This is a genomic window from Streptomyces sp. Tu6071 (assembly GCF_000213055.1).
GTDB classification, from domain to species: Bacteria; Actinomycetota; Actinomycetes; order Streptomycetales; family Streptomycetaceae; genus Streptomyces; species Streptomyces evansiae.
The window spans coordinates 7,227,975-7,241,296 of the sequence record NZ_CM001165.1; the positions used below are offsets into that span (position 1 = coordinate 7,227,975).

Below are 13,322 nucleotides of genomic sequence, written 5' to 3' on the forward strand. Positions count from 1 at the left end.
CGGGCGGGGAATGCGCCGGTCTTCGGCCTGGTTGTCATGGACATCGTCGGCTGGGTGTCCCCGTAGCCCCGCCCCGCAGCGAAAGGTGGCGCCGTGAAGGTACGCAACTCGCTCCGCGCCCTCAAGAACCGGCCCGGTTCCCAGGTGGTCCGCCGGCGTGGCCGTGTCTACGTCCTCAACCGCAAGGACCCCCGCCAGAAGGCCCGCCAGGGCTGAGCCCGCCGGAGCCGTTTCGCGCCGGAGCCCCGTACCGCGTCGGTACGGGGCTCCGGCGCGTCCCGGCTCGCTCAGGCGCCCCAGGTGCGGATGTCGTGGCGTGCCCGCAGGACGAGCCCCGTGCCCGCGACGACCAGCGTGGCCGAGAGGCCGAGCAGCCACATCGCGGCGGGCGTGCCGGTCCCCGCGAGCATCCCGGGTCCGCCCGGCAGGAGCGCGGCCCGGGGGCCGGGCGGTCCGGGTGCGCCGGCGGCGGCCGGGACCGGGGAGGCGGTGCGGGAGGGGGACGGGCTCGCGCTCGGGGAGGGGGTCGCCGAGGGGGAGGCGGTGGTGATCGCTTCCGGGGTCGCCGAGGGCGGGGCGGTCGGCGCGCAGTCGGCCGTCACCTCGCCGAGCCGCAGGTCCACGAGGTCGCCCTGGTAGGCGATCGCGCCCCGCGTGTTCCTGAGCGTGCCCGTGACGTGCACGCGCAGCCCCGCGCGCGCCGAGCGCGCCCGCTCCGGGGCCTCGCCCTGCGGCTGCTGGTACCCCGCGTAGGTCACCGTGAGCGTGCCGTCCCGGACCGTCGACGGGTGCTTCAGCTCGGCGCCCGTGACGCGCAGCGTCGTGGTGCCGGGTGCGACGAGATGCCCGAGGACCAGCACCTCGGTCGCGTCGCTCCGCGCGTACGCCCGCGCGGCGGGTCCGGTGGGCGTGGGGGCGCACTCGGCGTACGTGTCGAGCGAGCCGGTCGATCCGGCCCGCGGCCGGACCCGCGCCCACTCGGTCGCGCCGGTCCTCAGGGCCAGGCCCGAGATGCGGGCCCGCGCGCTCGCGCCCGCGGTGCGGGTGACCTTCTGGCCCGTCACGGTCAGGTAGGGGAGCACCCCGTCCGGGTCGGTGAAGTCGCCGTCGTCGGTGGTGCCCGCGCGGGGGGAGTCCGCGACCCCGTACGTGCCGCGGAAGCCGCCGATGCCGAGCGGGGCGACCGGTGCGAGCGTGAGGCCGGCGAGTTCCGCGTGCGCCCGCCGTTCGGTCGCGTGCGCGGGTGCGGGGGCCCCGGGACTCGGCGGGGCCGGGGGCGGTGCGGCGGCGAAGGTCGCCGCGGCGAGAGCGAGCGCGGCGGCCGGGAGGCCGAGCCGGGTTCGTCTCCTGTACGTCCTCGTGTGCTGCCTGTTCACGGCGGCAGACTAAACGCGCACGATCATTTGATCCCGTTTATCCGCTTTTTATACGAGGTGTGTCGCGAGGAGCGCGCCCGCCACCCCTCAGCCGAGTCCCAGCCGCAGCCCCGCCCAGAGCGCGGCCGTCGCCCCCGCGAGGGTGAGCGGCACGGTGAGGAGGCCGAGCCGTGTGAAGGCGCCGAGCGAGGAGCGCTCCCCGTGTTCGTGCAGGACGCGGCGCCACAGCAGGGTGGCGAGCGAACCCGCGTACGTGAGGTTGGGCCCGAGGTTGACGCCGATGAGCGCGGCCAGCACGGGCCCGGCACCACCCGGGGCCACGATCGGCAGGAGCGCGAGCACGGCCGGGAGGTTGTTGATCACGTTCGCGAGGAGCGCCGCGAGGCCCGCGACGGCGAGGAGGGAGACGAAGGAGTCCCCGGCGGGCACGAGGTGCCCGAGCCCGTGCTCCAGGCCATTGCCCACGACCGCCTGGACGACGACGCCGAGCGCGAGGACGAAGAGGCAGAACAGTGGCGCGGCGGAGGCGACGAGGCGGCGCGGCGTCGTACGGCCCCGGACGAGCGCGCGCCCGCCGAGCACGACGACCCCGCCGAGCGCGGCCCAGGCCGGTTCGAGACCCGCGAGCGAGGTGAGGAAGAAACCGGCGAGCGTGAGCCCGACGACGACGAGCGTGAGGAGCGGGGTGCGCGGGGTGGCCGGTCGCTCCCCGGCGGCGACCCCGGCGGCGAGGTCCTCGCGGAAGTACGCCCGGAAGACCCCGTACTCCAGGAGGATCGCGACGAGCCAGGGCACCGCCATGAGCCCCGCGAAGCCGAGGAAGCTCAGGCCGCTCGCCGAGAAGGCGAGCAGGTTGGTGAGGTTCGAGACGGGCAGCAGGAGCGAGGCGGCGTTGGCGAGGTGCGCGGTCGCGTAGACCTGCGGGCGCGCACGGGCCCCGGCGTGCGCGGCGGTCGCGAAGACCACGGGCGTGAGCAGGACGACCGTCGCGTCCAGGCTCAGCGCCGCCGTCACGACGGCCGCGACCGCGAAGACGCCGCCGAGCATCCGCTTCGCGCTGCCCCCGCACCAGCGCGCCACCCAGGCCCCGGCCACCTGGAAGAGCCCGTCGGCGGCGCAGAGCTGGGCGAGCATCAGGATCAGGGCGAGGAAGCCGACGACGGGAAGCAGGGTGCGCACCTGCTCCCAGGCCGCGTGCCACGACACCGCGCCGACCGCGACGAGCAGCACCGCCCCGGGCACGGCCGCGACCGCCTCGGGCAGCCCGCGCGGGCGCGCGACGGCGAAGAAGAGCACACCGAGCAGGACGGCGACGGACAGGATCTCGGCGGGCACGGTGCTCAGCTGGGGCTCCACACGGGGACGCGGGCCGCGAGGGCGCGGGCGGGGACGGACCAAGGTTCCCACCAGGAGCCACGGGCCGCGCGCGAGGCCCACCCGGAGCGTTCCCGCGAACGGGTCCGGGCCCGGAGCGCGAGGGGTGCGCCGCGGGCCCGGACCGTGAGGGGTGAGGGTGCGCCCCACGCCGTGGCTTACTCGACGACGAGGTCCACGTCGATGTTGCCGCGCGTCGCCTTGGAGTACGGGCACACCTGGTGGGCCTGCTCGACGAGCTTGTGGCCCGTCTCGGCGTCGATCGTGTCGGGAAGCTCGACGCGCAGGGTCACCTTGAGGCCGAAGCTCGCGCCGTCCTTGCCGATGCCGACCTCGGCGGTGACGGAGGCGTCGCTCGTGTCGGCGCCCGCCTGCTTCGAGACGAGGCCGAGAGCGCTCGCGAAACAGGCCGCGTACCCGGCGGCGAAGAGCTGCTCGGGGTTGGTGCCCTTGCCGTCGCCGCCCAGCGCGGGGGGCATCGCGAGGCCGAGGTCGAGCTGGCCGTCCGAGCTGACCGCGCGGCCCTCGCGCCCGTTCGCCGTGGCCACCGCCGTGTAGATCGCGTCCATGGAGTCCATCCCTCTTCGCTGTCGTGAGGTGTGTTGCCGTGAGAGAAGTAGAGCACACAATTAAGTTGTGCACAACTGAAACGGGGGCGTGGCGTTAGGCTGGAGCCATGACAGACACGACAGCGCCCGAGGAGGAGTTCCTGCGCCTCGACCGCCAGATCTGCTTCTCCCTCAACGCGGCCTCGCGTGCCTTCGGCAGCGTGTACCGGCTCGCGCTCAAGGATCTCGGGCTCACCTACCCGCAGTACCTCGTGATGCTCGTGCTGTGGGAACACGGCGAACTGCCGGTCAAGCGCATCGGCGCGCTGGTGCGCCTCGACTCGGGAACGCTCTCGCCGCTGCTCAAGCGACTGGAGGCGGCGGGGCTCGTACGGCGCGAACGCCTCGCGACCGACGAGCGCTCCGTCGCCGTGCGTCTCACCCCGGAGGGCGCGGCCCTGCGCACCACCGCGCTGCGCGTCCCGCGCGCCATCGCCGGGGCCACCGGGCTCCGTCTCGACGAGATCGAGGACCTGCGCGAGCGGCTCGGCCGCCTCACGGAAGCGCTGGACCGCGCGGCGGCGGAGGGTCTGACGGACCCGTCGACCGGGGGAGTCGAACCCTCAAGCCGAGGGTGAGACATCCCCGGCGGTACGGGCCCGGTGCGCCGCCACGCGTTCCCGCGTCGCGCACCGCCGCGAGCAGTAGCGCCGCGGCGGCCCCGCCCCGTACGGGATCAGCACGCGCGCACAGCCGCGCGCCGCGCAGACGGCGCCCGGCGGGCCCTGCCGCTCCCACACCACGGCAAGCAGCGCGACCGCCGAGGCGGCGCGGAACCACTCGTCCCACGGCGCGTCGTCGCCGGAGTCGATGTGCGGGTGCCACGGTGCCGTGCCCGCGTGCGAGGTGAGACGCAGGGGACCCCCGCACCGCGAGAGCAGGGCGTTGAGCCGCGCCACGGCCGCCTCCGGATCCGGCGCGACCAGCACGCCCCGCACCTCCTCGGCGGCCCCCCGGAGCGCCGCGACGTCCGTCTCCGTGAGCCGTACGGGGGGGCTGTTCCCCGTACTCCAGGAGGAGCGCTGCGACCTCGGCGGGCCCCGCCCCGTCCACGTGCAGCGCGTTGACCACCGCGACGGTCCGCGCCGCGACCCGGTCCTCCGCGAGCCGTCCCCGCCACTCCGCCCGCGCCAGGCCCGCCGCCCGCACCCGCCGCAGCCTCTCCGCCCGCTCCACGCCGTGCTCCTCCCGTGTGCCGTCCGGAAGTAACGCTACTGGTGCGCTTCTTCGTTACGTCTCTACGCTCCCCGCCATGCCGCACCGCCCGTCCCCGCTCGCCCGCCACCTCCTCGCCGCCGCCCTCGCCCGCACGGGCGACGAGACGGCGGGGCCCGCGCTGCTGCTGCTCGCGCTGGGCGTCACCGGCGGCCCCGCCCGCGCGAGCGCCCTGTTCGGGGCGCTCCTCGTCAGCGCGGCGCTCGGCGGGCCCGTGCTCGGCGCCCTCCTCGACCGCGCGCGGCGCCCCGGACACGTCCTCGCGGCGGCGCTCACCGGCTACGCGACCGGGCTCGGCCTCCTGCTCCTGGGCCTCGGCCGGGCCCCGTACCCCCTCCTCCTCGCACTCGCCCTCCTCACCGGGCTGCTCGGCCCCGCCCTCTCCGGCGGCTGGACCTCCCAGGTCCCCGCCCTCGTCCCGCCCGCCGCGCTCCCGCGCGCCGCGGCCCTCGACGGCATCGGCTTCACGGCCGCGACGCTCCTCGGCCCCGCACTCGCCGGGCTCTGCGCGAGCCTCGCGGGCGCGCCCGCCGCCGTCGCGACCGCGCTGGCCCTCGTCCTCCTCGCGGCCCCGGCGGCCCTCCGCCTCCCGCCGCGCCGCGAGGAACCCCGCCCGCACCACGTGCTCGCCGCGCTCGGCGCGGGGGCCCGTGCCGTGCGCACGACCCGTTCCCTCGCCCGCGCCACTCTCGTCAGCACGGTCTCCACCGCCGGGCAGGGGGTGTTCGTGAGCTGCGCGCCGCTGCTCGGCGCACGGCTCCTCGGCGGCGCGGCGCACGGCACCGCCCTCCTCGCGCTCGGCGCCGCTTCCGCGCTCGCGGCGGGCGCCGTCCTCGCGCGCAGGCCCACCGCGCTGCCCCCGGATACGCTCCTCGGCGCGAGCGTCCTGGTCCTCGCCGCCGCGCCGCTGCTCGCCGCCGTACCCGCGCCCTGGGCCCTCGTCGCCGCCGTGCTCCTCACCGGTGCCGGCGAGGGCCCGCAGCTCACCGCGCTCCTCGCGATCCGCCACCGCGACGCGCCCCCCGGACTGCGCGGCCAGGTCTTCACGACCGGCGCGAGCCTCAAGATCACGGCCTACGCGCTCGGCGCCGCCCTCGCGGGAGCGCTCGCCGCCCACTCGCTGACGGCGGCGCTCCTCACGGGCGCGACCCTCAACCTCCTCGCGGGCGCGGCCTTCCGCGCCCTGCGCCCGCTCACGGCCGCCGCGCGACCGTGATGATCTCCGGCCCGGTGTCGCCCACCGCCGTCCGGTCCCAGTCCCCGTACCGCTCCTCGACCACGAAACCCGCCCCCGCGAGGAAGCCGTCGAGCCGGGCGACCCCCAGGAAGCGCAGGCTCTCGCCGAGGACACGGAGCACCCTCCCCTCCGCGTCGGCGAGCGTCCCCCGTATCGTGACCACGTCCCCGGCGACGGAGTCGACGTCGTGCCAGTACCGCAGCGCCCGCCCCGCGCCGTCCACCAGCTCCGTCACGTCGTCCGGGTTCGCCGGGGTCCACCGCTCCCAGGCCCGCGCCCCGGGGTGCCGCGTCTCGAAGGCGAACACGCCGCCGGGGCGCAGCGCGCCGTGGATCGCCGCGAGGGAGGCCCGCACCTCGTCGTCGGTCAACAGCGTCTGGAAGGCGTGCCCCGTCATGGTCGCGAGACCGAAGCCCGCGCCCCGCGGCGCGTCCGCCGCCCTCCCCTCGACCCACGCGACATCGCTCCGCCGCCGCGCCCGCTCCAGCGCCGCCCGGTCCGGGTCGAGCCCGAGGAGCCGCCCCCGGTGCCCCCGCTCCCTCGCGAGCGTCAGCATGGCCCCCGTACCGCACCCGACGTCGAGCACCGCGTCCGCGCCCATGACGAGCGGGTGGTAGAAGCGGTCGCAGGCGTTCAGCACGGGGTCCCAGGGGTTGAGCAGGTCGTAGAGCGCGGCCACGTCGCTGTCCGCATACATCCCGGCAGTGTCGCCCGCGCCCGCCCGCGCCCGCAACGCGTTACCCGGCCCCGAGGACCACGTCCGCCGCCTCGGCCGTCCCCCCGACCCGCCCCGGGGCCACCTGCTGGGACCAGTAGAGATTCGTGTGCGCGATGATCGCGGCCGGGCCGGGGACGCCTTCGACGCCGGTGTCCTCCGTCGTGTGCGCGTCCGAGACGAGGACCGTGTCGTAGCCGCGCGCGAAGCCGCCGTGCAGCGTCGAGCGGACGCAGACGTCCGTCGCGGCGCCGGTCACGACGATCCGGCCGACGCCCGCCGCCGCGAGCACCTCCTCCAGCTCCGTCGCCTCGAAGGCGTCCGCGTACTCCTTGCCGAGCACCGGCTCGCCCGGCAGCGGCACGAGCGCGGGGACGAGCTGCCACGCCGGGGTTCCCGGCACCAGCGCCTCGTCCTGGTGCCGCACCCACACCACCGGCACTCCCTCGGCGCGCGCCCGCGCGACGAGTCCCGCGAGTGTCGCCACCACCTCGTCGCCGCGGTGGGCGTGCGCCACCACCCCGTTCTGCATGTCGACGACGAGGAGGGCGGTGCCGGGACGGTGCGCGAAGGCGGTCATGGCGGCGACAGTACCGCCGGGGAGGTCCCCGGTCACCGCCTCACTCGGGCCACTCCGAGTCCTCGATCGTCGTCACGAAGTCGTCGCGCCGGAAACCGGGCACGAAGTGCTCCAGGACATCGGCCTTGACGTTCCCGAACGTCGTCGCGGGCTTCGGCGCGACGCCCTCCGTGAAGGCCGCGAGGATGCGGCGCTTGAAGTCGGGGCGCGGGTGGAGGGCGACGACCTCCGCGCGCTGTCCGGCCGTCAGGTCCCCGTACCCGATGCCGAGGACGTCGTACTCGACCCCCGCCGTCACGAGCGCCACCTCGGGCTCCATGAACTCCGGGACGCCCGGCGTCGTGTGCAGCGCGATCGCCGTCCACACGCGGCGCACGCTGTCCTCGGGGACGCCGTGCGAGTGGAGGAAGGCGCGCGCCTCCTCCGCGCCGTCCACCTCGAAGCGGCGCCCGCTGTCGCGGTGGCGGGGGAGGAGGCCCAGGTCGTGGAACATCGCTCCCACGTAGAGCAGTTCGGGATCGAAGCTCAGCCCCCTGCGCCGCCCCTGGAGCGCGCCGAAGAAGTACACGCGGCGCGAGTGGTCGTAGATCAGGTCGTCCGTCGCCTCGCGCACCAGCGCGGTCGCCTCGCGTGCGAGGCGGGTGTCGGGCACGCGAATCCCCGCCGGGGCCTGCTCCTCGGTCATGCCGCTCCTCGTCCGCGCGAAACCGGTACACGGCCGGTACGCGCCGAGTGCGTGGCGAAGACGCGTCGGGTACGCGGCCGGTACGGGGCCGGGCCCTGCGCCCCGCTCCCGGCGGCCACCTTCCCCGTCACGGGCCGCGGCCCCCCGTCGCCCGGCCGGAAACCCTCCGGCCGGGCGACGGGAGCGGGGCCCGTACGGCCGCACGCGGTGACCTCGTACGGGCGCCGTGCGGCGCCCCTCGCGCGGACGCCTCAGCGGCTGTACGCGCGCGGCTGGAGCGTCGTCGCGTACGGACCCGTACCGGCGAGCAGCTCCTCGTGCGTGCCCACCTCGACGAGCCGCCCGCGGTCCATCACCACGATGCGGTCCGCGTGCTGGATGGTGGAGAGCCGGTGCGCGACGACGAACACCGTCCGCCCCCGCATGAGGCGTTCCAGCGCCTCCTGGACGAGCGCCTCCGACTGGTTGTCGAGCGCCGACGTGGCCTCGTCCAGGACGAGGACCTTCGGGTCGCGCACGAGGGCGCGGGCGATCGCCAGCCGCTGCTTCTGACCGCCCGACAGCCGCGCGCCCCTGGCCCCGACGACCGTCTCGACGCCCTGCGGCATCCGGTCGACGAACTCCAGCGCGTTCGCCGCCGCGAGCGCCTCGCGGATTCTCTCGTCCGGCACCTCGCCGTCCATCCCGTACGAGACGTTCTCGCGGATCGAGCCCTCGAAGAGGATCGACTCCTGCGGCACGACCGACAGGAACTTCCGGTACGTGCGCAGGTCGAGGCCCGCGATGTCCTCGCCGTCGAGGAGGATGCGCCCGGCGCTCGGCCGGATGAAGCCGATGACGAGGTTGAGCACGGTCGACTTGCCCGCGCCCGAGCCGCCCACGAGCGCGACCGTCTCACCGGCCCGCACCGACAGGCTGAAATCGCGCACCGAGTGCTCGGCCGCGTCCGGGTAGCGGAAGCCCACCGCGTCGAAGGCGAAGCTTCCCGTCACCTCGCCCGCGTCCGTCTTGCCCTCGTTGACCTCCAGGTCGGGCGCCTGGAGCACCTCACCGACCGACCGCACCGACTCCAGGCCGCGCGAGACGATCGGCATGAGGTTGAGCAACGCGGTCAGCGAGGCCGTCAGACCGGTGAAGAAGGTGCTGATCATGACGACGTCACCGGGCGAGATCCCGAAGAGGCCGTAGTAGGCGACGAGCGCGGAACCGGACAGGAAAGCGACCGCCATGACGTTGAGCAGAATCCACGACAGCGCGCCGAACCGGCCGCCCAGCATGTCGAGCCGGAAACCGGCCGTCAGGACCCGTTGGAGCGAGGAGTCCACGCGGCGCAGCGCGGTGCGCTCCAGGGCGTGGGCGCGCGTGATCGGGATGAGCGTGGTCATCTCGCCGACCCGCGTCGACAGGCGCTCCACCTCGACGCGGAACGCCTCGTTGTCCGCGCGGATACGGCCGCGCAACCGCCGTACGAGCAGCGCCGCGAGCGGCACCACGACGAGGAAGAGCGGCAGCGCGATCGGCGCCTGGAAACCGATGACCGCGAGGCCGCCGAGGAGCGTCATGACGGCGCCGAGACCGTTGTTGGCGGTCTGCTGGAGCATCGTCTCCAGCGCCTCCACGTCGCGCACCACCTTCGTCTGGAGCACCTCCGCGCTCACGCGCGAGTGGTACCCGATCGACAGGTGCTGCATGCGGTGGCACAGCGCGCCGCGCAGTTCGGTGCCCGTGCGGCGGATCGACAGGCTCAGCAGCCTGGCGAAGTACATGTTGAGGGGGAAGTTGAGGAGGAGGACGAAGAGGACGGCCGCCGTGTTCCACCACAGCTCGGAGACCGGCTTGCGGTCCACGACGACGTCGATGATGCGGGCTGTCACCAGCGGCAGCAGCCACACGGGTATGTGCTTGACGGCGAAGACGAGCACCGCGAGCGTCAGGCGGCCCCGGTCGGGGCGCAGCAGGTAGCCCAGCGTGCGCAGCGGATGCTCACCGACGTAGGCGTGGTCGAGCGGCGGCTTCCGCACCGCGGAGGGCGGAGGGTTCTGCCTCAAGAGCTCTGATGTCCTTCCAAGGAAGAAGCTCGATCGAACAGTCCCCCATCCTCCTCCTGTCCGCATCGGCGCAGACAGGGCGCCCGGCATCCGGACGGTACGCGCCCCTGCCGCGCCCCCCGGGGGCCTCCGTGCCCGGCCCGTGGTGATCTACGCTGGCGGCCGGGCAGGCACGCGAGGGTCAGTCAGGAGGCCAGGGATGGGCGAGGCACTGGGAGTCGCGGTGCTCGGCGCCGGGCACATGGGCGCCGACCACGTACGACGTCTCGACCGGGTGGTGAGCGGTGCGCGCGTCGCGGCCGTCGCCGACCCGGACGCGGACCGGGCGCGGGCGGCGGGGGGAGACCTGCCGGGCTGCACCCTGCACACGGACGCGCTGGCCGCTCTCGACGCGCCCGGGGTCGAGGCGGTGCTCATCGCCTCGCCGGCGGAGGCGCACGAGGCGGCGCTCCTCGGCTGCTTCGAGCGCGGCCTGCCCGTCCTGTGCGAGAAGCCCCTCGCCCCCGACGCGCGCGGTGCGCTGCGGCTCGCCGAGGCGGAGGCCGCGAGCGGCGGCCGGCTCGCGCGCGTCGGCTTCATGCGCCGCTACGACCCCGAGTACCAGGCCCTGAAGGAGTTGCTCGACGGAGGCAAGCTCGGCCGCCCCCTCATGCTGCACTGCACCCACCGCAACGTCTCCTCGCCGCCGCACTTCACCTCCGAGATGCTCATCGGAAGCTCCGTCTCGCACGAGATCGACGCGGCGCGCTGGCTGCTCGGCGAGGAGATCGACGCCGTCACCGTGCTGCGCCCGCGCCCCACCGCGCACGCCCCGCAGGGGCTCAAGGACCCGCAGTTCGTCGTCATGGAGACGAGCGGCGGCGTCCTCGTCGACGTCGAGATCTACGTCAACTCGGGCTTCGGCTACCAGGTGCGCTGCGAGGCGGTGTGCGAGGGCGGCAGCGCGCGCATCGGCGAGGACCACGCGATGGTCGTGCACTCCGCGGCCGGCGCGGGCCAGGAGATCGCGCAGGACTACCTCACGCGCTTCGCGGAGGCGTACGACACGGAGGTACGGGACTGGGTCGCCGCGGTCCGCGCGGGCGGTCCCGCCGACGGGCCGAGCGTGTGGGACGGGTACGTCGCGAGCGTCGTCGCCGAGGCGGGCATCGCCTCGCTGAACTCGGGCGCGCGCGTACCGGTACGGCTCGCGCCGAAGCCTGGGATCTACGCCTGAGGCCCGGCGACTACGCCCGAGGCCACGGAGTCCCGGGTCCGACACGCGGCGTCCACGACCGGGCCCCCCGCGTCCACGCCCGTACGCGCGCGCTCACGCCCGTACGCGTGCGCTCACGCCCACGCCTTCGCGAGCCGCGCCGCGTGCGCGCGCAGGGCGGTGGCGTCCGGCGCCGGGGAGCCCGACATGACGAGGAGCACCACGGGCCCGCACAGCTCGGCCGCGGCGAAGCGGTCCTCGGGCACCCCGCCGAGGGTCCCGCGCACCCTGGCGAGCACCTCGCGGGCCGGTTCGCCGAGCAGATCGGCACCGGCGACGAGCTTGCCCACCTCGGGGTCGTGCTGCGCCTCGCCGAGCAGCGCCCGGTAGGCCGCGCCCGCGTCCGAGCCGGTCAGGAAGGCGGCGAGCGCGGTGAGGAAGCCGGTGAGCTGCCGCTCCGGGTCGGCCTCGTCGGGGACCGCCAGCTCCTTGGGGAGGTCCGCCGCGCACGCCTCGACGAGGAGGTGGGCCTTCGTCGGCCACCAGCGGTAGACCGTCATGCGGCCGACACCCGCGCGCTCCGCGATGCCCTTCATGGTCATGGCGCCGTAGCCGACGTCGACGAGCAGGTCGTCGACGGCGTGGAGCACCGCGAGACGGGCGGCCTCGCTGCGCGGGCGTCCCTGGGGGGCGGAACCGGTCATGCGGACAGGGTAGCGAGCACCCCGGCTGCCGTGCCCCGAAGCGGGGGAGCCGCGCTCCGCCGGACGGGAGTCCCCCGCCTCACGACGCGGTACGGGCCCGGCGGTGGGCACGCGTGAGGCCGCCCACCACGAGAGCCCCGGCGACGAGGGTGATCAGGGCGGCGGCGCGCAGCGCGGTGTCCCCGCCGTGCGTGAACGCCGTGACGATCGCGGAGTGCGCGCCCGGAGTCGCCTCCAGCGCCTCCGAGACGGTGTGCGGCGCGGGGCCGTGGCCGCCGGGACGGGACGGCAGGTGGTGGGTGAAGGACGCCGTGAGGATCGTGCCGACGACGGCGACGCCCAGCGCGCTGCCGAGTTCGCGGGTCGCGGACTGGAGGCCGCCCGCGATGCCCGCGCGTTCCAGCGGCAGCCCCGCCGCGATCTCGGCGGTCAGCGTGGGCACGGCGAGCATGATGCCGAGCCCGACGACGAACAGGCACGCGCCGTACCAGGGGTAGGCGAGGTCCGTCGTGAGGGAGAGCCCGGCGAGTCCGGCGCTCGTGAGCGCGAAGGCGGCCGTGAGCGTCGCGGGCACCCCGAAGCGCCTGACGAGCGCGGGGACGTGGCGGCTGCCGAGGAGCAACGGGATCGTCACGGGGATGATGCCGACGCCCGCCCGGAGCACGGACCAGCCGCGCCCGTACTGGAGCAGCGAGGCGTTGACGTAGAAGAGCCCGAAGCTGCCGAAGAACGCGACGGTCATGCCGAGCGCGGCCCCGGCGAGCCGCGCGTCGCGGAAGAGGCGCGGGTCGAGCATGGGGTGCCGTATCCGCAGCTCCAGGAGCACCCACACCACTCCGAGGAGGAGGCACGCGGCGAAGGCGGTGACGACGGGCACGCTCGACCAGCCCTTTTCGGGGCCCTCGATGATGCCGAGCAGCAGTGCCACGACGGCCGCGACGAACAGGGCCGTGCCCGGCACGTCGATCCGCCGCGCGTGCCGCGCGCTGCGCGGGGCGACCGCCGCCGCCCAGGCCAGGCAGGCGGCGGCGACGACGGCGACGGCCACGAAGAGGGTGTGCCAGGAGCCGCGGCTGAGCAGCGTCCCGCCGCCGATGTTGCCGACGACTCCGCCGATGCCGGTGGCCGCCGCCCAGACCGCGAGGGCGTGACCGCGCCGCTCGGGCGCCGTCGCGTGGAGCAGGACGCCGACGCAGTTCGGCAGGACGCAGGCCGCTCCGAGACCCGTGAGCGCGCGGCCGAGGAGCATGAGCGGGACGTTCGGCGCCGCGGCGGAGACGAGCGCGCCGAGGGCGACGACGGCGAGGCCGGTCAGCAGCGCGCCCTTGCGCCCGAACTTGTCGCCCGCGGCGCCCGCCGGGATGACGAGGCAGGCGAAGACGACGACGTAGGCGTCCACGATCCACAGGAGCTGGTCGGCGGACGGATGGAGCGAGGAGGCGGCCAGCTGCGGCACGGCGAGATTGATCGCGGCGACGAAGCCGACGACGAGGGCGGTGCACACGCTCAGGCAGGCGAGCACCAGGCCCTGGCGCCGCGCGGGCACGGCGGGGCGGTCCACGGTGGAGGTCACGGAGGTTCCTTC

14 protein-coding genes and 1 pseudogene are annotated in these 13,322 nt (G+C 75.3%); 4 read left to right on the forward strand and 11 right to left on the reverse strand.

The window, feature by feature from the left end; translation table 11 throughout:
- The first annotated feature begins 93 nt into the window (after positions 1 to 93).
- Positions 94 to 216, forward strand: coding sequence for a type B 50S ribosomal protein L36 (gene ykgO, locus STTU_RS30790; RefSeq protein ID WP_010276268.1), 123 nt, complete (start codon positions 94 to 96; stop codon positions 214 to 216).
- Between the two features lie 71 nt (positions 217 to 287).
- Here ykgO and STTU_RS30795 read toward each other — a convergent pair whose 3' ends face one another.
- The 3 genes from STTU_RS30795 to STTU_RS30805 all read right to left on the reverse strand — a co-directional run bounded on the left by STTU_RS30795 (position 288) and on the right by STTU_RS30805 (position 3,319).
- Positions 288 to 1,376 carry a hypothetical protein gene (locus tag STTU_RS30795; RefSeq protein ID WP_007830154.1) on the reverse strand — a complete coding sequence of 363 codons (1,089 nt, stop codon included), beginning with the start codon at positions 1,374 to 1,376 and terminating at the stop codon, positions 288 to 290.
- Positions 1,377 to 1,463: 87 nt separating this feature from the next.
- Complete coding sequence (locus STTU_RS30800; protein ID WP_007830155.1) at positions 1,464 to 2,732, reverse strand: SLC13 family permease; 1,269 nt, start codon at positions 2,730 to 2,732, stop codon at positions 1,464 to 1,466.
- Between the two features lie 176 nt (positions 2,733 to 2,908).
- Positions 2,909 to 3,319 carry an organic hydroperoxide resistance protein gene (locus STTU_RS30805; protein ID WP_009062634.1) on the reverse strand — a complete coding sequence of 137 codons (411 nt, stop codon included), beginning with the start codon at positions 3,317 to 3,319 and terminating at the stop codon, positions 2,909 to 2,911.
- A 107-nt stretch (positions 3,320 to 3,426) separates the two neighbouring features.
- On the opposite strand from STTU_RS30805, the gene STTU_RS30810 reads away from it, so the two are divergent.
- Complete coding sequence (locus tag STTU_RS30810) at positions 3,427 to 3,936, forward strand: MarR family winged helix-turn-helix transcriptional regulator (protein ID WP_007830162.1); 510 nt, start codon at positions 3,427 to 3,429, stop codon at positions 3,934 to 3,936.
- Here the strand turns inward: STTU_RS30810 and STTU_RS36290 are convergent.
- Both STTU_RS36290 and STTU_RS36295 read right to left on the reverse strand, forming a co-directional pair.
- Entirely contained in the window at positions 3,922 to 4,101 is a 180-nt protein-coding gene (locus STTU_RS36290; protein ID WP_420713577.1) for a CGNR zinc finger domain-containing protein, read from the reverse strand. The genes STTU_RS30810 and STTU_RS36290 overlap by 15 nt on opposite strands.
- Before the next feature lie 60 nt (positions 4,102 to 4,161).
- Positions 4,162 to 4,407, reverse strand: a pseudogene (locus STTU_RS36295) (ABATE domain-containing protein); the annotation flags it as partial.
- A 203-nt stretch (positions 4,408 to 4,610) separates the two neighbouring features.
- Here STTU_RS36295 and STTU_RS30820 point away from each other — a divergent pair.
- Positions 4,611 to 5,789: an MFS transporter gene (locus STTU_RS30820; RefSeq protein WP_043256857.1), complete on the forward strand. Its 1,179-nt coding sequence runs from the start codon at positions 4,611 to 4,613 to the stop codon at positions 5,787 to 5,789.
- On the opposite strand, the gene STTU_RS30825 is transcribed toward STTU_RS30820, so the two are convergent.
- The 4 genes from STTU_RS30825 to STTU_RS30840 all read right to left on the reverse strand — a co-directional run bounded on the left by STTU_RS30825 (position 5,767) and on the right by STTU_RS30840 (position 9,838).
- On the reverse strand, positions 5,767 to 6,507 hold the full coding sequence (locus tag STTU_RS30825) for a class I SAM-dependent methyltransferase (protein ID WP_007830166.1): 741 nt from the start codon (positions 6,505 to 6,507) through the stop codon (positions 5,767 to 5,769). The genes STTU_RS30820 and STTU_RS30825 overlap by 23 nt on opposite strands.
- A gap of 40 nt (positions 6,508 to 6,547) precedes the next feature.
- Complete coding sequence (locus STTU_RS30830) at positions 6,548 to 7,105, reverse strand: isochorismatase family protein (RefSeq protein WP_043257870.1); 558 nt, start codon at positions 7,103 to 7,105, stop codon at positions 6,548 to 6,550.
- Between the two features lie 40 nt (positions 7,106 to 7,145).
- Positions 7,146 to 7,790, reverse strand: coding sequence for an HD domain-containing protein (locus tag STTU_RS30835; RefSeq protein ID WP_043256859.1), 645 nt, complete (start codon positions 7,788 to 7,790; stop codon positions 7,146 to 7,148).
- Positions 7,791 to 8,041: 251 nt separating this feature from the next.
- Complete coding sequence (locus tag STTU_RS30840) at positions 8,042 to 9,838, reverse strand: ABC transporter ATP-binding protein (RefSeq protein ID WP_052862445.1); 1,797 nt, start codon at positions 9,836 to 9,838, stop codon at positions 8,042 to 8,044.
- A gap of 199 nt (positions 9,839 to 10,037) precedes the next feature.
- Here STTU_RS30840 and STTU_RS30845 point away from each other — a divergent pair, with 199 nt between their 5' ends.
- Positions 10,038 to 11,054: a Gfo/Idh/MocA family protein gene (locus tag STTU_RS30845; RefSeq protein ID WP_007830176.1), complete on the forward strand. Its 1,017-nt coding sequence runs from the start codon at positions 10,038 to 10,040 to the stop codon at positions 11,052 to 11,054.
- Positions 11,055 to 11,167: 113 nt separating this feature from the next.
- Here the strand turns inward: STTU_RS30845 and STTU_RS30850 are convergent, their stop codons facing one another.
- Positions 11,168 to 11,737, reverse strand: a complete 570-nt coding sequence (locus tag STTU_RS30850) for a TetR/AcrR family transcriptional regulator (protein WP_007830181.1) — start codon at positions 11,735 to 11,737, stop codon at positions 11,168 to 11,170.
- Positions 11,738 to 11,816: 79 nt separating this feature from the next.
- Complete coding sequence (locus tag STTU_RS30855) at positions 11,817 to 13,310, reverse strand: MFS transporter (protein WP_043256862.1); 1,494 nt, start codon at positions 13,308 to 13,310, stop codon at positions 11,817 to 11,819.
- Positions 13,311 to 13,322: the final 12 nt, after the last annotated feature.